This is a genomic window from Robertmurraya phoenicis (assembly GCF_047302285.1).
GTDB lineage: Bacteria > Bacillota > Bacilli > Bacillales > Cytobacillaceae > Robertmurraya.
Genome location: NZ_CP154845.1, coordinates 4,566,215 through 4,588,137, shown reverse-complemented (window position 1 = coordinate 4,588,137; position 21,923 = coordinate 4,566,215). Strand labels below are relative to the sequence as shown.

23 protein-coding genes are annotated in these 21,923 nt (G+C 39.4%); 19 read left to right on the top strand and 4 right to left on the bottom strand.

Translation table 11 applies throughout. The features are described 5' to 3' along the window. Positions 1 to 2 precede the first annotated feature (2 nt). The 7 genes from cobS to AA0X71_RS22835 are packed head-to-tail and all read left to right on the top strand — an operon-like array spanning position 3 to position 4,112. The gene (cobS, locus tag AA0X71_RS22865; protein WP_413357553.1) at positions 3 to 794 is read left to right on the top strand and encodes an adenosylcobinamide-GDP ribazoletransferase; all 792 of its coding nucleotides are present in this window, start codon (positions 3 to 5) and stop codon (positions 792 to 794) included. Next, positions 764 to 1,378, top strand: coding sequence for a histidine phosphatase family protein (locus AA0X71_RS22860; RefSeq protein WP_413357552.1), 615 nt, complete (start codon positions 764 to 766; stop codon positions 1,376 to 1,378). The genes cobS and AA0X71_RS22860 overlap by 31 nt, the downstream gene beginning before the upstream one ends. After that, on the top strand, positions 1,330 to 1,740 hold the full coding sequence (locus AA0X71_RS22855; RefSeq protein WP_413357551.1) for a bifunctional adenosylcobinamide kinase/adenosylcobinamide-phosphate guanylyltransferase: 411 nt from the start codon (positions 1,330 to 1,332) through the stop codon (positions 1,738 to 1,740). Before AA0X71_RS22860 ends, AA0X71_RS22855 begins: the two co-directional genes overlap by 49 nt. Further along, a complete protein-coding gene (locus tag AA0X71_RS22850; protein WP_413357550.1) occupies positions 1,737 to 2,330 on the top strand; it encodes a cob(I)yrinic acid a,c-diamide adenosyltransferase in 594 nt (197 codons plus the stop codon). The genes AA0X71_RS22855 and AA0X71_RS22850 overlap by 4 nt, the downstream gene beginning before the upstream one ends. Continuing rightward, complete coding sequence (locus AA0X71_RS22845; protein WP_413357549.1) at positions 2,311 to 2,799, top strand: ECF transporter S component; 489 nt, start codon at positions 2,311 to 2,313, stop codon at positions 2,797 to 2,799. Before AA0X71_RS22850 ends, AA0X71_RS22845 begins: the two co-directional genes overlap by 20 nt. Beyond that, entirely contained in the window at positions 2,796 to 3,470 is a 675-nt protein-coding gene (locus tag AA0X71_RS22840; RefSeq protein ID WP_413357548.1) for an AIR synthase related protein, read from the top strand. The genes AA0X71_RS22845 and AA0X71_RS22840 overlap by 4 nt, the downstream gene beginning before the upstream one ends. Positions 3,471 to 3,485: 15 nt before the next feature. Then, positions 3,486 to 4,112, top strand: a complete 627-nt coding sequence (locus tag AA0X71_RS22835) for a histidine phosphatase family protein (protein ID WP_413357547.1) — start codon at positions 3,486 to 3,488, stop codon at positions 4,110 to 4,112. Between the two features lie 64 nt (positions 4,113 to 4,176). On the opposite strand, the gene AA0X71_RS22830 is transcribed toward AA0X71_RS22835, so the two are convergent. The 3 genes from AA0X71_RS22830 to AA0X71_RS22820 form a co-directional block, all read right to left on the bottom strand. Further along, positions 4,177 to 5,673 carry a potassium/proton antiporter gene (locus AA0X71_RS22830; protein WP_413357546.1) on the bottom strand — a complete coding sequence of 499 codons (1,497 nt, stop codon included), beginning with the start codon at positions 5,671 to 5,673 and terminating at the stop codon, positions 4,177 to 4,179. Positions 5,674 to 5,720: 47 nt separating this feature from the next. After that, a complete protein-coding gene (locus tag AA0X71_RS22825; protein WP_413357545.1) occupies positions 5,721 to 6,281 on the bottom strand; it encodes a tyrosine-type recombinase/integrase in 561 nt (186 codons plus the stop codon). Positions 6,282 to 6,439: 158 nt separating this feature from the next. Further along, a complete protein-coding gene (locus AA0X71_RS22820; protein ID WP_413357544.1) occupies positions 6,440 to 7,630 on the bottom strand; it encodes a dicarboxylate/amino acid:cation symporter in 1,191 nt (396 codons plus the stop codon). Between the two features lie 354 nt (positions 7,631 to 7,984). Between AA0X71_RS22820 and AA0X71_RS22815 the strand changes: the two genes are divergently transcribed. The 7 genes from AA0X71_RS22815 to AA0X71_RS22785 all read left to right on the top strand — a co-directional run bounded on the left by AA0X71_RS22815 (position 7,985) and on the right by AA0X71_RS22785 (position 17,268). Continuing rightward, the gene (locus AA0X71_RS22815) at positions 7,985 to 9,061 is read left to right on the top strand and encodes a D-alanine--D-alanine ligase (RefSeq protein WP_413357543.1); all 1,077 of its coding nucleotides are present in this window, start codon (positions 7,985 to 7,987) and stop codon (positions 9,059 to 9,061) included. Positions 9,062 to 9,086: 25 nt separating this feature from the next. After that, positions 9,087 to 10,463 (top strand): UDP-N-acetylmuramoyl-tripeptide--D-alanyl-D-alanine ligase, encoded by a 1,377-nt coding sequence (locus tag AA0X71_RS22810; RefSeq protein WP_413357542.1) that lies wholly within the window; start codon positions 9,087 to 9,089, stop codon positions 10,461 to 10,463. 160 nt (positions 10,464 to 10,623) lie between these two features. Then, positions 10,624 to 11,991, top strand: a complete 1,368-nt coding sequence (locus AA0X71_RS22805) for a protoglobin domain-containing protein (RefSeq protein WP_413357541.1) — start codon at positions 10,624 to 10,626, stop codon at positions 11,989 to 11,991. Between the two features lie 125 nt (positions 11,992 to 12,116). Continuing rightward, the gene (locus AA0X71_RS22800; RefSeq protein WP_413357540.1) at positions 12,117 to 12,806 is read left to right on the top strand and encodes an alpha/beta hydrolase; all 690 of its coding nucleotides are present in this window, start codon (positions 12,117 to 12,119) and stop codon (positions 12,804 to 12,806) included. Positions 12,807 to 13,447: 641 nt separating this feature from the next. Continuing rightward, positions 13,448 to 14,938 (top strand): DEAD/DEAH box helicase, encoded by a 1,491-nt coding sequence (locus tag AA0X71_RS22795; RefSeq protein ID WP_413357539.1) that lies wholly within the window; start codon positions 13,448 to 13,450, stop codon positions 14,936 to 14,938. A 412-nt stretch (positions 14,939 to 15,350) separates the two neighbouring features. Then, positions 15,351 to 15,830 (top strand): PH domain-containing protein, encoded by a 480-nt coding sequence (locus tag AA0X71_RS22790; protein WP_413357538.1) that lies wholly within the window; start codon positions 15,351 to 15,353, stop codon positions 15,828 to 15,830. Continuing rightward, positions 15,823 to 17,268: a PH domain-containing protein gene (locus AA0X71_RS22785; RefSeq protein WP_413357537.1), complete on the top strand. Its 1,446-nt coding sequence runs from the start codon at positions 15,823 to 15,825 to the stop codon at positions 17,266 to 17,268. Before AA0X71_RS22790 ends, AA0X71_RS22785 begins: the two co-directional genes overlap by 8 nt. Before the next feature lie 16 nt (positions 17,269 to 17,284). Here the strand turns inward: AA0X71_RS22785 and AA0X71_RS22780 are convergent, their stop codons facing one another. Next, complete coding sequence (locus AA0X71_RS22780) at positions 17,285 to 18,013, bottom strand: rhomboid family intramembrane serine protease (RefSeq protein ID WP_413357536.1); 729 nt, start codon at positions 18,011 to 18,013, stop codon at positions 17,285 to 17,287. Between the two features lie 159 nt (positions 18,014 to 18,172). On the opposite strand from AA0X71_RS22780, the gene acpS reads away from it, so the two are divergent. The 5 genes from acpS to ndoA all read left to right on the top strand — a co-directional run bounded on the left by acpS (position 18,173) and on the right by ndoA (position 21,866). Next, on the top strand, positions 18,173 to 18,526 hold the full coding sequence (gene acpS / locus AA0X71_RS22775) for a holo-ACP synthase (RefSeq protein WP_413362728.1): 354 nt from the start codon (positions 18,173 to 18,175) through the stop codon (positions 18,524 to 18,526). 163 nt (positions 18,527 to 18,689) lie between these two features. Continuing rightward, positions 18,690 to 19,709, top strand: coding sequence for a LolA family protein (locus AA0X71_RS22770; protein WP_413357535.1), 1,020 nt, complete (start codon positions 18,690 to 18,692; stop codon positions 19,707 to 19,709). A 117-nt stretch (positions 19,710 to 19,826) separates the two neighbouring features. Beyond that, positions 19,827 to 20,987, top strand: a complete 1,161-nt coding sequence (gene alr / locus AA0X71_RS22765) for an alanine racemase (protein WP_413357534.1) — start codon at positions 19,827 to 19,829, stop codon at positions 20,985 to 20,987. 242 nt (positions 20,988 to 21,229) lie between these two features. Continuing rightward, positions 21,230 to 21,511 (top strand): CopG family ribbon-helix-helix protein, encoded by a 282-nt coding sequence (locus tag AA0X71_RS22760; RefSeq protein ID WP_026073565.1) that lies wholly within the window; start codon positions 21,230 to 21,232, stop codon positions 21,509 to 21,511. 4 nt (positions 21,512 to 21,515) lie between these two features. Further along, complete coding sequence (gene ndoA, locus AA0X71_RS22755) at positions 21,516 to 21,866, top strand: type II toxin-antitoxin system endoribonuclease NdoA (RefSeq protein WP_019156408.1); 351 nt, start codon at positions 21,516 to 21,518, stop codon at positions 21,864 to 21,866. Positions 21,867 to 21,923 lie beyond the last annotated feature (57 nt).

Here is a 21,923-nt window from a genome sequence, read left to right as displayed (position 1 = left end):
CCGTGAATTTTATAAGAGGCTTCTTATTGAACCTGCAATTTTTCACAGCGGTACCGATTCGTTCTGCCCTTCCTATGGATAAGCAACATCTCAGAAGTAGTATCAAATCGTTTCCATTAGTCGGTTTACTGCAAGGGATATTGTACAGTACGTTATTGTACTTGTTAAATGAGTGGTCGCCATTTTCTGTTTTAGCGATGGCTTTCTTGATTTGGCTTGCGATGATTGTCATAACAGGTGGCATCCATCTTGATGGGTGGATGGATGCAAGTGATGCCTACTTTTCCTATCAGGATCAGGCGAAGAGATTAGAGATTATGAAGGATCCTAGAAGTGGGGCATTTGGCGTATTATCGGTGATTGTTCTATTAAGTAGCCGGTTCCTATTTATCTATGAAATCATTAGCTCAATGACTTTTGTAAGCTATTTTATGATTATGCTCATCCCGTTTCTTGGAAAAAGTATCATGGGACTGGTGTTGATAACCATTCCTTCTGCCAAAAAGGATGGTCTTGCTGCTCTTTTTCAGGAAGCAGGAAATAGGAGATCATTAGTCGTATATCCGATTTATCTGCTCCTTTTTTCAGCTTTTCTTCTTATCTGGTGGGGAGGTTTCTTCTGGCCATTACTCATTTTTATAGGAATAGCACTCCTTTGTTATTGGTTCGTCCGAGTCAAAGCGAAGAAATGGTTCGGTGGCATAACAGGAGATGTACTAGGGGCATCGGTAGAAGGGACTGAAATCATATTATGGATGACACTGTGGTTATTACATTATTTCGCCATGGTTTAACAGAAGGGAATAAAAGAAAGCAATATATGGGATGGAATGATTCACCATTAACAGCTGAAGCCATTTCAAAGCTATCTTTTTATCAATTAAAGCCAGATAACTATGACTTATTTGTAAGTAGTGATCTAAACCGTTGTTTACATACGATGAAGCTTCTCTTTCCTACAATTGTGCCAGAAACGGTAACGGAGTTTAGAGAAATGCAATTTGGGATTTTTCAAGGGAAAACGTATGAGCAATTACAAGGGGATATTAGCTACCAGAAGTGGCTTAACGATCCTGTTGTCTTTTCTCCCCCAAATGGGGAATCATTCACTGAATTTGCCAATCGAATCGACAGAGGTTGGGAGTGCGTTTGTCATTTCGTAATGGAGAAAAATGTTTCACATCCCTTTATCGTCACCCATGGCGGCGTGATTAAATATTTATTAAGCCGATTTGCTCCCGTAGAAAAAGAGTTTTGGGACTGGTCTATCGTTCATGGCAATGGCTATGAGTTATTATTTGATTTGGAACAGTTAAGGAGGGGAGACCGATGCATTTCGTTACGGGAGGTGCCTTTAACGGAAAAAGCAAATGGGTAAGAGCCAAATTCCCTGAAGCAAAATGGATTTCAGCGTACAGCGGAGAAACATTCCTCCAAGAAGTTGATGTTCAAGTCGTTGTCTTGGAAGGAATGGAGCAGTGGGTAAGGGAAAGTACTTATAGCCGAGAAGAATGGGCAAAAGTACTTGAAAATTGGCTAGAGTGGGAACAAGTAGATTCGTCCCGTTATGTCCTTTTCATTGGAACAGATATATCGAAAGGGATTGTCCCGATCGAAAAAGAGAATCGCGATTGGCGTGACAGAACAGGCTGGGTCTATCAAGATTTGGTGGCTCTCTGTAAGCGGGTAGATGTAATCTGGTATGGCATCAATCAAACGATTAAGGAGGAATTTCAATGAGACTGTATACGAAAACAGGAGATAAAGGGCAAACAAGCATTATTGGTGGCAGAGTAGATAAGGATGATATACGTGTCGAAGCATATGGCACGGTTGATGAAGTGAACTGTTTTGTCGGGCAGGCCGTAACGGAACTAGATGAAGCTTTGTTTAAAGATGTTCTCGCAGATTTAGAGAAAATACAACATGAATTGTTTGATTGCGGTGGCGATTTAGCCAACATTACCAAAAAACGTCAACCCAAATTAACTGAGGAAGCAATTACGTATTTAGAAAGCAGAATTGATGAGCTAATTGCTGAGGCACCTGAGCTTGAACGATTTATTCTACCAGGTGGGGCGAAAGCTTCTGCGACGATCCACATTGCCAGAACCGTAACGAGAAGAGCTGAACGTCTAGTGGTTAGTTTACTGAAAGCCGATGACACGACACCAATCGTGTGTCTCCAATACTTAAATCGACTCTCCGATTACTTCTTTGGTTTAGCTCGTGTTATTAATTTCCGCCTAAATGTGAAGGATGTGGAATACGTTAGAAGTGCCAATGTATTCAGAGGAGGAAAACGAAAAGATGAACGGAAGGAAGATTAGTCTCCTCGCTGTTTTTATTGGGCTTTCAGTTGTCGGAGCGAGTATAAAGATTCCTGCGATTATTGGCAGTGTGGCGTTAGATGCTTTTCCAGCTTTATTAGCTGCTTCTCTTTTTGGTGGGATTCCAGGTGCGATTGTAGCAGCGATTGGTCATTTAGTCTCCGCTCTTTTAGGAGGAATGCCGATGGGGCCACTTCACTTCGTAGTTGCAGTGGAAATGGGGATTCTCGCCTTTTGTTTTGCTCATTTATGGAAAAGAAAGTGGTTAGCTAGTGCCTTTTTTGTCTTTGGTAACACAGTTCTTGCGCCTTTGCCATTTATTTACTTCTACGGAGTCCCATTTTACACGGCGTTACTGCCATCATTATTGATTGGTTCTGTCGTCAATACAGTGGTTGCTCTTTTACTCATCCCTAGATTGCGTCCCATCTTCAAGGGGGCATATGAAAAAGGAACGTTGAAGGGATGAGGGATGCGCTGATCATTCCCATTAATGATAAAGACTCACTCGTGATCACAACCGATAATAGTGGTGGGATTGGTTTGAAAGAACAGGATCATGTGAAAGTATCTTATGATACAGTCGGTTATTTTTCATTCCGAGTAGCGGTGATGGACTGTTTAGCTGCAGGAGCTCGGCCGATTGCTGTGACGATTCAAAATTTTTGTGGTGAACAGGAATGGGATGAGCTTGTATCTGGAGTTCAAAAGGGGATCAATGAATTGGAGAGCGGCGATATTCGTATCACTGGGAGCACAGAAAGTAATTTTCCCCTGCTACAATCAGCTGTTGGTTTGAACGTTATTGGCATGAGGTCTAGTACTAATAGAATGATAGAATCCTCAGGGGTTGCTTTAATTGGTCTTCCGTTAGTAGGGAATGAAGTAATGGAATCTACTGATCAAGTGGCTCCGCTCTCTCTTTTTTATCAGTTAAGCATGAGAGAGGATGTTTCTGTTTGGCCGGTTGGTTCGAAAGGGATTGCTTACGAGCTGCAAAGATTGGATCTGATAAAAGAATGTCGTGACCTTGATTTTCAGAAATCAGGAGGTCCTGCGACAAGCTTTTTGCTCCTTTATCCAAAAGAAAAAGAAAGCGAACTTGCACAATTATCCGGAAGATATTTTCATCCTTTATAATGAGGGGGAGAAAGATTGCTACAATTATTTTTTACAAGACATGGAGAAACGAATTGGAATGTGGAAAATCGCTTACAGGGGAGAATGAACTCAGATTTAACGGAAAATGGGATTCGCGATGCGAAATTGTTAGGAAAAAGGCTTACTAGTATAGGTTTTGATGCGGTTTACGCGAGTCCAAGTAAGCGCACTGTTGAAACAGCAAAACTGATTATGGCAGATAGGACGATGCCTTTTAAGACGGATGAAAGGCTAATGGAAATTCATCTAGGATCATGGGAAGGTCGTACGACTCTCGAGATTCAACAGTCTGAGCCCGAGCTCTTTCATTTTTATCAAGAGAAGCCAACTCTTTTTAAAGGGACGGGTGAAACTTTTGAGGATGTTAAAAAGAGGCTAGAGTCTGTATTAGTGGATCTGGAGAGAAAGCATCCAACTGGTAATTTACTCATTGTCACACATGGAGTTGTGATTAAAGTGCTACAGTCCATCTTGAAGGAACGTTCATTAGATCTTGTTTGGGAACCGCCTTATATTGACGGAACAAGCTTATCAATTGTTCAAATAGAGGACGGTAAAAGATCGTTGCTACTTGAAGGAGATATCAGTCATAAAGAAGCTATTCGTGTTGATAAAATATAATAGGAAAATCCCCCATGAAAAATGTTATTCAATCTAACATTTTTCATCGGGGATTTTTTGCTTGTTAAACCGTTTCGACTTCGATCACTTCTTCTTGTATCTTCTTCTTTTCTAATAGCTTCTTAATTTTATTTGTGTTTTTCCTTGAGGTTAACACATATAAGAAATCTCCTGCTTCAATAACGGTATTTCCAGTAGGCGTAACAAGCTTATCATTACGTATAATGGCATTGACGAGTGCGCCTTCTGGGAAAGGAATGTCATTTAAGTTTCTGCCGATAACGTATGCATCATCTTCAATTTCGTACTCCAGCATTTCTGCATCAGCTTTTCCAAGTGATACCAGTTCTAACGTATGAGTTGGAGTTGTCTTTTTCGGACCTGTTAATCCGAGTTTTTTCGCAAGCACCGTAATGGTTGAGCCATGAATGAGGCAGCTCGTTAACACAACGAAGAATACAACATTAAAGATAAGACTGCTTCCTTCTACTTCTGCTAAAAGTGGATACGTTGCTAACACAATTGGTACGGCACCTTTTAGTCCCGCCCAAGACAGGAAAATCACTTCATTTCTAGTGTATCCCATTTTTAATGTTGAGAGATACACGGCGATAGGTCTTGCGATCAACATGAGAATAAGTGACATAATCAATCCTTTAAAAAGGATATCCCATGTGAACAGATGGGAAGGGAATACGAGTAATCCTAAGATGACAAACATTAAGATTTGCATCATCCAAGCAAACCCTTCTGAAAACCGAAAAATCGAATGCTTATAAGCGATTGCTTCTGCATTACCAATTATAATGGCTGCGATATAAACGGCAAGTAAGCCACTTCCATTTAAAAAGGCGGTAAATCCGTATGTTAGTAAGGCGAAGGCGATGGCAAACACCGGATACAGACCACTGGAATCGAGGTTAATACGATTTAGGGCAAAAACAGCTAATTTTCCAAAGAGCAATCCAAGGAGAAGACCAACGACAATCTGTACTACAAAGAGACCGATCATGCCAAAAATATTCGCATTTGGGTTCATAATTAGCTCGATCGCAGAGATTGTTAATAGTACGGCCATTGGATCGTTGGAACCAGACTCTGCTTCTAATGTAGCAGAGATTTTCGGTTTAATATTTTGCCCTTTTAAGACAGCAAATACAGCAGCAGCATCGGTTGAACCGACGATAGCACCAAAGAGAATGGATTGTAGCCATCCAATGTCTAGAATGAACTTTGCCGCAACGGCAACAATTCCCGATGTGAGCAAGACTCCTAAAGTTGCTAGGGAAAGGGACGGGACCATAACGCTTTTTACAGATTTCCAGCTGGTTTGAATTCCGCCCTCAAATAAGATAATAATAAGAGCTAAAATCCCGATCATTTGGGCAATTTGAGCATTATCAAAATAAATAATTCCTAATACATCACTGCCCATAATAATCCCAACCATAATAAAGAGCACGAGGGAAGGGACACCAAGACGGGAGGAGAACTTCGTCGTTAACACACCGACAATCAAAAAGGTAGCTGCAAGTAGTATAAATGAATCCGTTATTGTCATAATATCAGCTCTCTTTCTAGGCGAATTTAAATTATATTAAAGTTACTTTAAAGATTTACATCGAGAATAATGGGAAGGGAATGTCTTTCATTCACCAATCCGATAAATTGAATCGTCTCAGAGGGGGTAGATTGTTGTAGTCTTTTTTGAATTAATGAAATTGCAATCCCTTTTTGATAAGCGTGATATCCGAACGTTTTTCTTAAAGTGGTGGTGCCAATAGAGCCCTCTATTCCAGAATATCTCGCCGCCTCACTAATAATTCGATAGGCTTGTTGTCGAGAAATGGGACTAGTTGTTTTTTTTGATTTAAAGAGATAATCATCATGTTCGAGTCCTTCTGAGTGAATGCAATCTTGAATGGCTTCACGGACTGTTCCATTAAAATAGACAGGAGGATTTGCATAAGCAGTGGAATCGAGGAAATCACGTACCGTTTCGTCTGTGGTCATGACATCACTGACACGAAGATGTATCAACTCATTAATTCGAATTCCTGTATTTATTCCTAGTAGGAATAGACAGTAATCGCGTGAGGAGCGAGTTTTCAAATATTCTTTCATCTTGTTAATTTGAGAAAGATCTTTAATTGCATCAACGGTATTCATCGCTTCGTCCTTTCTCTAATGTTACACAATCTAGTACAATTATATAATTATGTAACATAAATCTCAAGAATATTGCCTTTTTTATACGTGAAAAAAACACAGCTATGATAAACGATAACATTTGAACCAATCGTTATCGTTTATCGCCTGCGTTTTTATTAGCTAGCTTTTTCTATAGTATGTTCAAGCGAGTCGTGTTTACCAGACATTTTATCAGCAATGACAGTTAAAGCTCCGTCCCCGGTGACATTACAAGCTGTACCAAAACTGTCTTGGGCTAAATATAGAGCGATCATGAGAGATAGCATCATGGAATCGAAGCCTAGCATTGTTTCTAATAAGCCAAGCGCCGCCATAACGGCTCCACCTGGAACACCTGGAGCAGCGATCATCGTTACCCCAAGCATTAAAATAAACGGGAGGATTGCAGCGAAAGTAATCACTTGTCCTTGAAGCATCATGACGGCAATTGCACAGCTGACAAGGGTGATTGTGCTACCAGATAGATGAATCGTTGCCAGTAACGGTACGGAAAAATCAGCAATTCTTGAACGTGCACCTATTTTTTTGGCATGCATTAAGGTGACTGGAATCGTTGAGGCGGAAGATTGTGTTCCAAGTGCTGTAAAGTAGGCAGGTGTCATTTCTTTTAATAGTCTAAGAGGATTCTGTTTAGAGACCGTACCTGCTACTGAATATTGCACCAATAAATAAATGACGTGAAGGGCAATGATCATCACAAACACTTTCGCAAACACACTCATAATCGCTCCAACCTGACCCCCATAAGTCATATTGGCGAATATTCCGAAAATGTGAAACGGTAGCAATGGAATAATGATTTTCTCAATTAGCTTTTCAACAATCGAGCGGAAGTCATTCATGACCTGTAGCAATGCATTATTTTTGATTGCAGCCATTCCGAGTCCTAGGACGAAGGCGAGTAGCAATGCGGTCATAACGCCCATAATTGGTGGCATTTCAACATGGAAATAGCCTGACAATAAAGCTTCTTCAGGATTTTCAAACGCTTTTAAGGACTGGTTCTTTAAAAGGCTCGGATAAAGATTTGTAGCCGCTAAAAAGGCTAAGAGACCAGCTATAATAGTAGAACCATATGCCAATCCAGCAGTCATGCCGAGAAGTTTCCCAGCTCCCCGACCCATCGTACCGATACCAGGAGCGATGAAACCAATTATTATTAAGGGAATAGCAAATCCGAGAAAGTTCCCAAATAAACCATTAAAGGTAGCGAAAGCTTTAATAAGCCATTCAGGTGAGATGAAGCCAATTACTATTCCAAGTCCAATGGCGAGAATAATACGGGGTAAAAGTCCGAACTTTTTCATTATGTCCTCCTTAGAAATACAAATGTTTTTATAAGATGGATTGATTATACATGCTTTTTCAATTTATGTTAAGAGGAAAAAATTATTTCAGTAAAATTAAATTATTCAATTTATTCAAATTATTTTAAGGCGTAGTAGGGATCGATATCATTCGATTCCGTGCGCTAGAAGATCGTATAATTGGTTTAAAGCAAGCAGTTGTTTTCATACATATAAAAATGAAGATAAAAACGCTCAAAAATATTTCTTCTTACCCTCGTCCTTTTTCGATTAAGTGATAAAATAGAGAAGGGTTTGTAGAAGATATAAGTAAAGAAGGGCTAAAGTTTAAGCTCAAAAATGGAGGAACGTCCGATGAAGACAAAATTAGGGTTATTGTATGGCGGGAAATCAGCAGAGCATAAGGTTTCCTTACAAACAGCACTTGCCGTTATAAATGCGTTAGATCATGATAAATTTGATATTCATCCTATCTATATTGCTGAAAATGGGGAATGGATTAAGGGACCATTGTTAAATGGGAAGGTCGAAAATGTAGTTTCTCTTCAATTTACTCAAGGAGAAGCATTGCCACCGACCGCATTAGCACCAACTCTTTTTCAAGCAGAGCAAAATGAAGGTTCTTATGATGTTATTTTTCCACTCCTTCACGGACCAAATGGGGAAGATGGCACTGTCCAAGGGTTGTTAGAATTATTAAATCTTCCTTACGTTGGAAATGGAGTTCTGGCTTCTTCAGCGGGAATGGATAAAGTCATTATGAAAAACATTTTTGCGCAGGCGGGGCTTCCACAGGTAAATTATGTGTGGTTTATCCGGAGCGAATGGGAAAGTAACCAAGAAAAAGCCTATATACTTGTTGAAGAAGAGATTGGTTATCCTTGTTTCGTAAAGCCAGCTAATCTTGGTTCAAGTGTGGGTATTAGCAAATGTTCTAATCGTGAGCAATTGGCAGCAGCATTCGAAGAAGCTTTTCAATTTGACCGAAAAATTATTATTGAGCAAGGCGTTATAGCGAGAGAAGTAGAACTCGGAGTATTAGGAAATGATAAGCCGGAATGTTCAGTAGCTGGTGAAATTATTCCAAAGGTTGAATTCTATGATTATAAGGCGAAGTATGAAGATGGCAATACAGCACTAGTCATTCCTGCTGAAATAACAGAAAGTGAATATGCCATGCTTCAAGAACTAGCGATTCGTGCTTTCAAAGCTCTTGACTGTTCTGGATTAGTACGGGCAGATTTCTTCCTTACAAAAGACGGCAAGGCGTATATTAACGAAGTCAATACGATGCCTGGATTTACACCATTTAGCATGTTCCCGCTCCTATGGAAGCATACAGGTGTAGACTATCCACAGCTAATTGAACGTCTCGTTGAGCTTGGATTAGAAAGATACGAGGAAAAGCAAAAAATTAAATATTCCTTCTAAGTGAAGATATTTGGAGGTTGCTTAGGTGATCAGGAAAACGATTAAAGAGATAGATAAAATGATAAAGGTTGACCATTATCCTGAACAATTTGCCCATGTTGAAATCAACGGGATTACGATTGACACAAGAAAAATAGAAAAGGGAAACTTGTTCGTCCCATTTAAAGGGGAACAGGTTGATGGTCACCGTTTTGTAGAAGAAGCTTTGAACAAGGGAGCGGCAGCGGCGTTGTGGCAAAAGGATGTGCCAAACCCTCCTGCTGGTTTACCTATTATTGTTGTTGAAGATACCCTTATAGCACTACAGGAGCTTGCGCGCAGCTATCGTTCAGAGCTTGATGTTAAAGTGGTGGGCATTACAGGTAGTAATGGAAAAACAACGACAAAAGATATTACGGCGTCTCTTCTAGGACTCAATTACAAAGTGCAAAAAACCGAGGGGAATTTCAACAACCATATCGGTTTACCATTAACGATACTTGGACTAGAAGGAGATACGGAAATTGCAGTTCTTGAAATGGGTATGAGTAGCATTGGCGAAATTGAGTTTTTAACGAAACTTGCTCGACCGATTGCTGTGATCATTACGAATATTGGGGAAGCACATCTTCAAGATTTAGGTTCGCGGGAAAGAATTGCTGATGCCAAGCTAGAGATCGTTAAAGGGTTAATGGATGGTGGACTGATTGTCTATCATGGGGATGAACCACTTTTATTTGAAAGATTGAAGAGCTTTGATGGGAAGGCACAACAAAGTACATTTGGACGCTTCGATTATAATACGTTGTACCCGATGAAGATCACACAAACAGATATCGGTAGCCATTTTAAAGTTAATGGTTTGCCATATGAGTTCGAACTCCCGGTATTAGGTACCCACAATATTCTCAATGCGTTAGCTGGTATGCTCGTGGCTCATTATTTTGACATTCCTTACGAAGGAATGAATGAAGCCTTCTCGACATTAAAGGTGACGAATATGCGGATGGAGCTTGTTGAGGGAAGTAACGGGGAAAAGGTTATTAACGATGCTTACAATGCTAGCCCGACTTCAATGAAAGCAGCGATCGAATTGGTCACAAGTTTATCAGGGTATGATCAGAAAATCCTTGTTCTTGGTGATATGTTGGAATTAGGACAGGAGGAGACATCCTTTCACTATAGCGTTGGACAAGAGATTGACCCAAGTCAGGTTGATCATGTTTTTACCTATGGCAAACTAGGTGCGTATATTGCCAATGGGGCAAAGGAAAACTTTCCTGAAGATCGTGTCCACGCCTTTTTAGACAAAGATTTATTGTTGCAAGAGTTGAAAAAAGTAACAAATGCTCAAACGTTAATTTTAGTAAAAGGATCCCGTGGCATGAAGCTAGAGGAAATTGTACAAAAGCTTCAAAAATAAGTGGCTGATGAAAGAAACCTGACTATGTTGGGTTTCTTTTTTTCGTTCCTCTAAATAATATTCATAATATTGTAATATGTCTTGCAATATCGATGGATGGGTTCATATATACTGACTTAATATAGGACTTTAGTTGTGCGATAAGGTAAGGAGGACGAATATGAGTGGATGCCCATTCAAAGGGTTATTAGGTAGTCAGGTTGGAGCAATTCGTTTATTTGGAAAGGAAAAGTTGGATAGTCATTTGGAGGGAAAAGAAGATCAATCCAGTCATTTTTCAAAACCGTTTCATTTGCATAAGAGCCAGAGTGTGGGGAGTCAAATACAATTTGTTGGGCTATCGGAAATAGATGTGAAAAACTTAGTTTACCTAAAACCAATTCTTGAGAAACATGCTCCGGCAATCGTTGACGCGTTTTATGGCAAGCTTCAGGACATGCCGAATTTAATGGGAATAATAAATAAATATTCAACCATCGAAAAATTGAAGAAAACATTAACACAATATCTACTAGATATGGTTTCTGGAGAAATCGGAGAAGAATATATTCGCCGCCGCAAAATTATAGGTCAAGTTCATAACCGAATTGGCCTTTTTCCAGAATGGTATATTGGTGCGTACACACTGATTCAAAATGAAATGCTTCAAATATTGACTAAAGAGTTAAAGACTTGGGAAGAGGTAATGAAGTATTATTTATCTTTCCAAAGGCTTTGCTCTTTTGATATGCAAATAGGGATTCAAACGTATATTGAGTCCTACACATCCTCGATGATGAAACTAAATGAAATTAAAGCACTTCAAAGTCGCTTAAATGAATCATCGACAACATTGGCAGCTAGTGCGGAGGAAACGACATCCTCCATATCTGACAAAGAAGAATTGGTCAAGGAAATGCTATCGGAAATCGAGAGTATAACAGCATCGTCAAAGGTGATGATAGCAACCGTTGACCGAGGAAAAGAGAATGTGTCTGAAGCATTAACGAAGGTCGACAAGGTAGTAGATCTAATTGAGAGAACGAAAGCACTCACAGAGGAAATGAGTGTTAGTCAAAAAAACATTGGCCAGATTGTGAAAACGATTCGGGGGATATCGAATCAAACGAATATCTTGTCTTTGAATGCAGGAATTGAAGCGGCAAGAGCTGGCGAGCATGGGAAGGGCTTCTCTATTGTGGCCCAAGAGGTAAGAAAGCTAGCGAGCCAAACGGAGCAAGCGCTGGATCATATCCAGGGTCAAATTGGTGCGGTTCAGGAGACGATTGATAAGTTTGAATACAGTTTTTCACAAATTGCAGAGGAAGCGAGCCTTTTTCGAGAGATGAATCGGAGTATTATTCAATTGCTTGAAGAATCGGTGGATAATGTCAAAACAAATGATGGACGGATTCATCATTTCAGTAGGTTCATTCGTGAGTTTAAAAAGACATTTGATGAAATAGCAGGAGCCTCCTATCAAATTGCGGAAATGGCAGAGCAATTAAGCTATCTGAATACAGATTTGACGGATAAATTTCAAAGCTGAATTTCACCTTGTTAACAGAAAAAGTATTGGAAAAGTGTATCACTAGTATCAATCCTTGAATAAGGTGTAAAATATAGGTAGATCCCCATTTTGAGCGACACTTTAAGAATGAGGTGGTGTTTGACTTGATTGGCTGCTTATGTATACATGGATTCACAGGTAATCCTACCGAGGTAGAACCTCTTGTTCATCATTTTAAGAAACATACGGATTGGAATATTGTGGTTCCCACTCTTCCGGGACATGGTGAGCATCTAACACTCAAGGGGATAAGCTATAATCAATGGATTGAGCATGCAGAGCAGGAGTTAAAAAACCTTTTAACAACGTGTGATACGGTATATGTGATTGGTTTCTCGATGGGGGGGTTAATCGCAAGCTATTTAGCGGTTCACTATCCAATCGATAAATTAATCCTCCTCAGTGCAGCGGCATATTATGTGAATCCGAAGCAATTAATGGTGGACGTAGCTGATATGTTTAAAGATACTTTAAAAGGGCGCTTAAAAGAGAATGAGCTGTTCATTCGCTATACGCGAAAGGTAAAGGAAACACCGATCGCAGCCACACTTCAATTTAGGAAGCTTGTAGCAAGCATTAAACCATTGATCAATCGAGTGACAATTCCAACTTTAATCGCACAAGGGGAAAGTGATGGTGTTGTTCCGCCAAGGAGTGCGCAATACTTATACGAAAACATTGCTGCTCCAGAAAAGAAGTTGATTTTCCTTAAGGAATCGAAGCATCTTATTTGTCACTGCAACGAAAGAGATAAGCTTTTCTGTGAAATTGTTGATTTTTTAGAGGGATACTAACCTCTCGAATTAAAAATATTCGTGTACTATCGCTCCCTTGCATTGCATTCAACTCTTTAAAGTGATAAACTTAATTCAAAGTGTCAACGAGAATTTCATTTCGGACATACTCCAACTGGAGAATGTCTTTTTTTCACTTTAGAGCAGGTTTGTTTGAATAAACCCAATGGCAAAAGAGGGATATTATTTCTAGTCTTGCGATTATAGAGATTCTTGAAATAAGATTTTTTCGATTGGTGAAAGATAAGAACGGGATGTTATTTTTAAAGAGTCCCTTTCGTAGTATAAGCAGATGGAAAAACTGTTGCATAAATGTTTGTTTTTCCCTCACATGTATGAAGAAAAGGATTCAGAAATAAAAATTACAATATAAGAAAACTGTTAGCTCCACTTTGGTTTCTAAATGAATTTAGATAACAGGTTGGAATCTCGATAAAATATTTAAGAGAGACATTGGAAAGTCTACATGCGGATTATTATGTAGATTCTCTTCTCGGGGGAAGCATGCCATCCCATCGCAAATTCCCTACTTCTCTCGGTTAGTTGGATGACTGATTGATTTTTTCTAATTATCGTGAAGGATGTTAGAATAGTTTGAAGGCGCTACGCAGTTTTCTAAAGAAGAAGGAGAATGAAAAACATTGACGAAGTTTGAAGATTTAGGTATTAGCTCGGCAACGATGAAATCATTAAAGAGAATGGGATTTGAGGAGGCAACTCCAGTTCAGACAGAAACGATTCCATTGAGCTTAGAAAATAAGGATTTAATCGGGCAGGCACAGACAGGTACAGGGAAAACAGCTGCATTTGGTATTCCTTTGATTGATAAAATTGATACAGAATCGAATGTAATTCAAGGAATTGTTATTGCTCCGACTCGTGAATTAGCTGTTCAGGTATCAGAAGAGCTCTATAAGATTGGATACGGAAAAAGAGCGAGAGTTCTTGCTATCTATGGTGGTCAAGATATTAATCGCCAAATCAGAGCGTTAAAGAATCATCCACAAATTATTGTCGGAACTCCAGGACGTATTTTAGACCATATTAATCGTAAAACAATTCGTTTAGAAAACATTCATACTGTTGTTCTTGACGAAGCGGATGAAATGTTAAATATGGGCTTCATTGAAGATATTGAAGCGATTCTTTCAAAAACTCCTGAAGAGCGTCAAACATTGTTGTTCTCAGCAACAATGCCAGCTCCAATTCAAAGAATGGCTGAAAAGTTCATGAAGGACCCGCAAATCGTACGTGTTAAAACGAAAGAAATGACGGTTCCATTAATTGAGCAGTATTATATCGAAGTTCAAGAAAAGAGTAAATTTGACATCCTTACAAGACTTCTTGATATTCAAACACCAGAGTTAGCAATTGTCTTTGGTCGTACGAAGAGAAGGGTTGATGAATTATCAGAAGCTTTAAACCTTCGTGGATATATGGCTGAAGGAATTCATGGTGACTTAAGCCAAGCAAAACGTTTATCCGTTCTTCGCAAGTTTAAGGAAGGTTCCATTGATGTGTTAGTCGCTACCGATGTGGCAGCACGTGGCTTGGATATTTCTGGCGTAACACATGTATATAACTTTGATATTCCACAAGATCCTGAAAGTTATGTTCACCGTATTGGCCGTACTGGCCGTGCAGGTAAGGAAGGGGTAGCGATGACGTTCATCACGCCTCGTGAAAAATCTTACTTGGGCGTTGTGGAAAGAACAACGAAGAGAAAAATGGATAAGATGAAACCACCAACATTAGATGAGGCTTTAGAAGGACAGCAAAAAGCTGTATTGGAGAAAATCCTTCAATCCATCGATGCCAATAATCTTCAATTTTACAAGCAAGCTGCTGAGGAATTATTAGAACAGCAGGATGCAACAACCGTTGTGGCAGCAGTGTTAAAGATGCTAACAAAAGAGCCAGATACAACTCCTGTTAAACTTACAGAAGAAAAGCCGCTTCCGAATAAGAGAGAGAAGCGTTCTGGTGGTAGTGATAGACGTGGCGGTGGTAAGTTTGATTCTCGCGACCGTAAGAGAGGATCTTACAAGCCAAGACAAGGCCAAGGTCAGGGTCAAGGCGGAAGACGTCAAAGCAACAATAATAATAAATCAAGATCAAATAGCTATAAGTAAGAAGGGGAGAGCACAGTGATGTGCTCTTTTTCTTATATGCTTGTTGAATCTGTTAAAATGGAGTAAGACCGATAAAGTACTCGGTTTGACCGATATATTGTTTTTTAGACCGATATATTTCGATAAAGACCGATATATCAAAATTTAGACCGATATATTTCGATAAAGACCGATATATCAAAATTTAGACCGATATATTTAGAAACAGCTTTGTTATACATTCAAAATTTCTGCACGATAGAGCCTAAATTCTATGATTTTGGTGTGAATTAATAAAATCAGCTGATAATTTTAGAAATTGAGATAGAATTTGAAACTAATCTCCAAAAGTTTTCGTAAAATAGAAGGTTGCTACGAACGCAACATGGTGAAAATGGACTTATTGTATTTTTGTTTTTAGGAGGAGCGCTTAATGCTATTACAACCGCAAAAAAGAATTTCAGAGCGTGCATTACCTGTATGGCGAATAACAGGAGCTATCTACAGTTTCTTTATGTTATTGCTATGTGGAGGAATTACAGGTTTAACGATTAGTTTCGATTGGCCGAAGTGGATCATTGCTATCGCAGTATTTATATTTCTAATTTTTTCCTATTTAATCATCTTTATGTTTCCGACTTTAAGATGGAAGCGTTGGCGATATGAAGTAAGAGAACAGGAGATTGAACTCCAGCAGGGGATTATTATCGTTCGCAGAACATTGGTGCCGATGATTCGTGTTCAGCACGTCGATACGCAGCAGGGTCCAATTTTAAGAAAGTATAAGTTAGCGACGGTGAATATATCGACAGCTGCAACCACTCATGAAATCCCTGCCTTAGAATTAGAAGAGGCTGAGGAATTAAGAGTGTTCATTTCTAGACTTGCAAGGGTGGCTGATGAGGATGTCTGAACCAAAACGACTTCATCCGATTGCGGCCATTTTAAATATCCTTAAAATTCTTAAAGAATTAATTATCCCTTTCCTGCTTTTTGTTGTATTTGGTAGCAAGGGGTTAAGTTTTGAAATGATCCCATTTCTGATTGGAGGAGCTGTTGTTCTACTAATCATTGTTTCCGGAATCATCAGTTGGTTTCGTTATACATATAGAATCGAAGAGGGTGAACTCCGAATAGAACATGGACTATTCGTGCGGAATAAACGATACATTCCTTTTGAACGGATTCAAAGCTTAGATTTATCAGAAGGGATTATCCATCGTCCCTTTGGCCTTGTAAAAGTAAAGGTGGAAACAGCAGGTTCAAGTGGACTTGAGGCTGAAGCAGTATTAACAGCGATCACAAAAGAAGCGGCAGGTCAGATTCAAGATATTCTCCAAAAAAATCGAGCAAGTGGGCGCAACTTGGAAACTGAAGAACTACCGGAGCAAAAAGAAGAAATCATTTATAAAATCAGTATGAAGGAATTGCTTTTGCTAGCTTCAACATCAGGTGGGGTAGGAGTAGTTATTTCAGCAGTTTTTGCATTTGTTGTTCAGTTTGAAGAGCTGATTCCCTATGAAACGGTTTTCCATGAGATAGAAGAAATCATTTCAAATGGAGTTGTTTTGGTAAGTATTCTTGTTTTTATCGGTTTCGTTCTTGCTTGGCTTGTTGCGGTATTGGGGATGTTATTGAAATATGGGAATTTTACGTTAAAAAAAGTGGATGATGATTTAATTGTGACAAGGGGACTGTTAGAGAAAAGACAATTGACGATCCCGCTTAAACGCATCCAAGGCATTCGAATTAGTGAAAACTTGATTAGGCAGCCATTAGGCTATGCCAGTGTGTTTATAGAGAGTGCAGGAGGTTCTGTAGGAGATAAAGATGGAGCTTCAGCAAACATTCTTCCTTTTATAAAAAAGAACCGCATACGTGACATCATTGAAAGTAATATACCGGGTTATATCTTTACGGATGAGATGACGCCAGCTCCTAAAAGAGCGCTCAAAAGATATTTATTTAGAGGGACCATTATTGTCGTTCCGATTCTCGTTATTTTTCTTTTCTTCTTCCAATTATGGGGGTTTTTGACGTTATTACTATTCCCGATTTTTGCAGGATGGGCTTATTTATGTTACCGGGATGCTGGTTGGAAGCAGGAAGGCAACCAATTGAAGCTATCCTTTCGAACGATCGTGAAAAATACCGTCCTCATGCAGAAAAATAAAATTCAGTCGTTATCGATGAAGGAAAGTTTTTTTCAGAAAAAGACAGATTTGGCTTCCGTTGATGCCACAATCATGTCTGGATTTGCTGGAGCTGGAGGTAGGGTAGTTGATCTCGAGGAAGAAGATGTATTATCGATTTATCATTGGTATTCACGGGATGAAAAAAGCGCCGAATAAAATAGGCGCTTTTTTCTTAAAATCTTCCTAACAACCCCAGAATCGCAAGTAAAGCAATCGCAAGCCATATTAGGTGTTTCGAATTGAATTGTGGCCTGCCTGATGAATAGTTAGGACGGCGAAAAGAGATATTTCGAATTGATTCCGTCAAGGCTTTGATTCTTCCGATTTGAATGGCTCCTAAAATAAAGCCTGTTAGTAATCCGAAGAGATGGGCAGTAATATTGATATTCGGTTGAAGAAAGGTCATAATGACTCCAATTACAGCAATCGTCAAAATCACCTGAGAATTTTCCCGAGACATCATGTCTTTTCTTAAGAAAACGATGGCCAGATAAATACCGAATAACCCGAATATGGCACCGCTTGAACCAACATGTGTGTAAGTAAGGGGCTTCAAGATGAGCGTTGCCACATTGGCTAATACGCCTGTCGCTAAATAAAGAAGGATGAAGCGAGACTTTCCGAGAATTCTTTCTAAACCAGGACCGAACAGAACAAGTGAAAAGCTGTTAAATAACATATGAGTAATGCCGCTATGAACAAAAATAGGAGTGACTAAACGCCAATATTCTCCTTGAACAATATACAAATTCACTCCCATCATGCTTTCAAAAATCCATGCAGAAGGAAAGATGGAAGGAATGGAAACGAGCACGAATATTAGGATGTGTAAAAAGATAATAAAAGAAACGACGGGATAGAAGCGGAGAAACTCTTTAAAGCTTTCCGTTCGAACAAACAAAGTAAAACCTCCTTAGTTAGGAAAAATTTGAGGATGTACATCCATTATAAGCGATTATCCAAGATCGAGCTTGATGCATGCTCCTTTTTGAAAAAAAGATTTACATAGTCACAACCATTTTATGTTTGTCCAGATAGAAAAATGAGAAGGAAGATGTTTATGATTACGGGAATTGGGATCGATATTGTGGAATTAAAGAGGATTGGGAAAATTATCGAAAGGCAGCCACGGTTTTCTGAGCGTATCTTAACATCGGTGGAAAAAGAACGCTACGATATGCTCGAAGGAAAACGCAAGATTGAATTTTTAGCAGGAAGGTTTGCGGCGAAGGAAGCTTTTTCAAAAGCAGTTGGTTCAGGAATTGGTGAAAATTTATCCTTTCTTGATATTGAAGTGGCTACCGATGTAAAAGGCAAGCCAATCATTCAAAAACCTGTTAGTGAAGGGGTTCATTTGTCTATTTCGCATAGTGAAGAGTATGCAGTTGCTCAGGTCGTGATCGAAAAAAAATAATGTCCATCGCATAAGGCTCGTCATATTCCCGGAGGTTGTCTCATATATTCATAGTGCGATAGGGGAGACAAGTAGGCGAGAACATTACCATGTCAAATGCCTGTCTTTTTCTCTCCAAACACTGAAGCTAACTACGCTTAAATGAGACAAAGGGGTTGAAAGGATGAAGAAATGGGTTGTACTGCTTCTCGCTGGGCTGATGGCAATGCTAGTATTATCTGCCTGTGGTACGAAATCACAGGAGGATGTTGTAAAGGATCTGAATGGCAAGCTTCAACAATTAAAAGGGTACAAGGTTAAGGCAAAAATGACTTTGCAAATGGGGACTGAGCCTCAAAGCTATGATGTGGAAATTTGGCATAAGGAACCTACCTACTATCGCGTAGATTTAAAAAATGCTCAAAAGGATCAAAGTCAAATGATTCTTCGTAATGATGATGGCGTCTTTGTATTAACACCGGCACTTAATAAGAGCTTCCGCTTCCAGAGTGATTGGCCAGAAAATAGCAGCCAAGCCTATTTATATGAGTCACTAATTGAGGATATTATTGAGGACAAGGAAGCAAAATTCACTGCAACAAAAGAGCATTATGTCTTTGAAACCAAAACCCGTTACCAAAACAATAAGATGCTTCCGCTTCAGGAAATTACCCTAGATAAAAAGGATTTAACTCCTGTATCGGTGAAAGTGATGGATACTGATCGTAAAGCACTTGTCACAGTGGAATTCTCTGACGCTGATTTTAATGCGACCTTTGAGAAAAAGGACTTTGATATGGCGAAGAATATGACCGGGGCGCAAATAGAAGTACCAGTAATGGCGGATCTTGGGGATCAAGAATTTACGGTGAAATATCCTACAGCTGAACTTCCAGATGTAGAACTTATTGAAGAAAAACCAATGGAAACAGAAAACGGAAAACGGGTTATCCTAACATATGATGGGGAAAAATCCTTTACCCTCATTCAAGAAAAAGCAACAGTTGTTCCTACAACAATGGCGGCGACAACCGTGAGTGGAGAACCGACCGATTTAGGTTTCACCATTGGAGCAATGTCCTCAAACTCATTATCATGGACCTACCAAGGTGTCGATTATACGATTGCGTCTAAAGACTTAACAGAGGAAGAAATGCTAATGCTTGCCCGCTCTGTTGAAGTTCAAGGTGACATGGTGAAATAAAGGAAACTTGAAAGAGGCTCTTCTTCGATGAAGAGTCTTTTTTGATTTGACAATCTTCCCTTCCAGTTTGATAATTTGTTTTATAGCTTGTACGGAGAATCGAAGGAAGTGGAACAGATGGAAAGTCAGAATCAATTTTTTCGAGATACATGGGTTGAAGTTGATTTAGATTGTATAAAAGAAAACGTGAAGCGAATGAAATCTATACTCCCGCAGGAAGTTGACTTAGTGGCGGTAGTCAAAGCGAATGGCTATGGCCATGGAGATGTGCAGGTAGCAAAAGCAGCGATTGAAGGCGGTGCTTCATATTTAGCGGTTGCTTTTTTAGATGAAGCATTGGCATTAAGAAAAAAAGGGATTGAAGCTCCGATTTTAGTATTAGGGGCAACAAAGGCTGAATATATTAATATCGCTGGCAAAAACAATATTACGTTGACGGTTTTTCAAGAGGAGTGGGTTCGAGAGGCAAAAGAACGTTTGGACGAAAACGTCACGATCACCCTTCATCTCAAGCTGGATACAGGAATGGGGCGAATTGGTATCCGAGAAGAATCCACGCTTCAGAACATTGAGGCTCTTATTATGGAGGATAGCAGAATTCAATTGGAAGGGGTTTTTACCCATTTTGCGACAGCTGATAGTTTAGACTTACATTATTTCAAAATTCAATTGCAACGTTTTGAAGAGTTACTTGGTGTCTTTCAAACAAAGCCGAGAATGATTCATGTTAGCAATAGTGCAGCAGCTCTAAGAAGTATCGCACCTTATTTTAATGGCATTCGTTTTGGAATCGCGATGTACGGCTTGTCGCCTTCACCTGTAATCAAGGATGAGCTTCCTTTTTCACTTAAGCCAGCCTTTTCATTACGAACAAAGCTTGTCCATGTGAAAAAGCTTCACCGTGGTGATCGGGTTAGCTACGGGGGAACCTATGAAGCGACAGAGGAAGAATGGATCGGTACTCTTCCGATTGGGTATGCTGATGGTTGGTTACGAAAATTGCAAGGACAAGAAGTGATAATTGATGGTATGAGAGTGCCGATAGTGGGCAGAATATGCATGGATCAGTGTATGATAAAACTTCCTAATGCGTTTCCTGTTGGAACAACTGTTACATTAATTGGGTTGGATCGAGGAGAAACGATATCCATCGATGAGATTGCAGAAAAGCTTGAAACGATTAATTATGAAATTTCTTGCATGATTTCTAATCGAGTGCCTAGAGTATATGTTAAAGCGGGAAAACAGGTTGGCTTGAAGAACGGCATTCTACATTAATTCCTGAGCTCATAAAATATTGCTGATATATATGCATAAAAGGATCTTTTTTTGGACGATAATACAGAAGAATTCATGAATAGCCTTTGCATCTAGATGGATTGATGGTATTATAAAATATGGTATAGATAAAATGATACAACTTTCTCATTTTTAAATAGTTAGAGACAAAACTGGAAACCTCACGGACAAGGGAGTACAGTACAAAAAATGGTGTGTAGTGATGGTGGAGGTGTATGTTTGTGTCTGAGTCCAGCGCAACAACAGAAATCTTGGTAAAGTTACCGCAACATCTTTTAACTGAATTAGATGGTTATGTGAAACAAGAGAATGTTAATAGAAGTGAGTTTATTTATCAGGCGACAAAAATGTATTTGCGCGAACGGAAAAAGAGACAAATTCGCGAATCCATGAGACGTGGTTACATGGAAATGGCGAAAATCAATTTAACTATTGCTTCGGAAAGCTTTCAAGCAGAATATGAGGCAGAACACACAGTTGAACGTTTAGTAAGCGGGGGATAATCCTTTGATTGTTAAACGTGGAGACGTTTATTTTGCAGACCTTTCCCCAGTTGTTGGCTCAGAACAAGGTGGTGTCCGTCCGGTCCTTGTCATTCAGAACGACATCGGGAATCGTTTTAGTCCCACAGTCATTATTGCAGCAATTACCGCACAAATTCAGAAAGCAAAGCTGCCTACACATGTTGAAATTGATGCGAAGCGATATGGATTTGAGAGAGACTCTGTAATTCTGTTGGAACAAATTCGAACGATCGACAAACAACGATTAACCGATAAGATTACCCATCTTGATGACGAGATGATGGAAAAAGTGGACGAAGCATTACAAATAAGCTTAGGTCTCATAGAATTTTAACCTTCTCAAATAAAAAGAAATAGACTAAATGGGGAATCTTTGACTCGGGTACTGCAC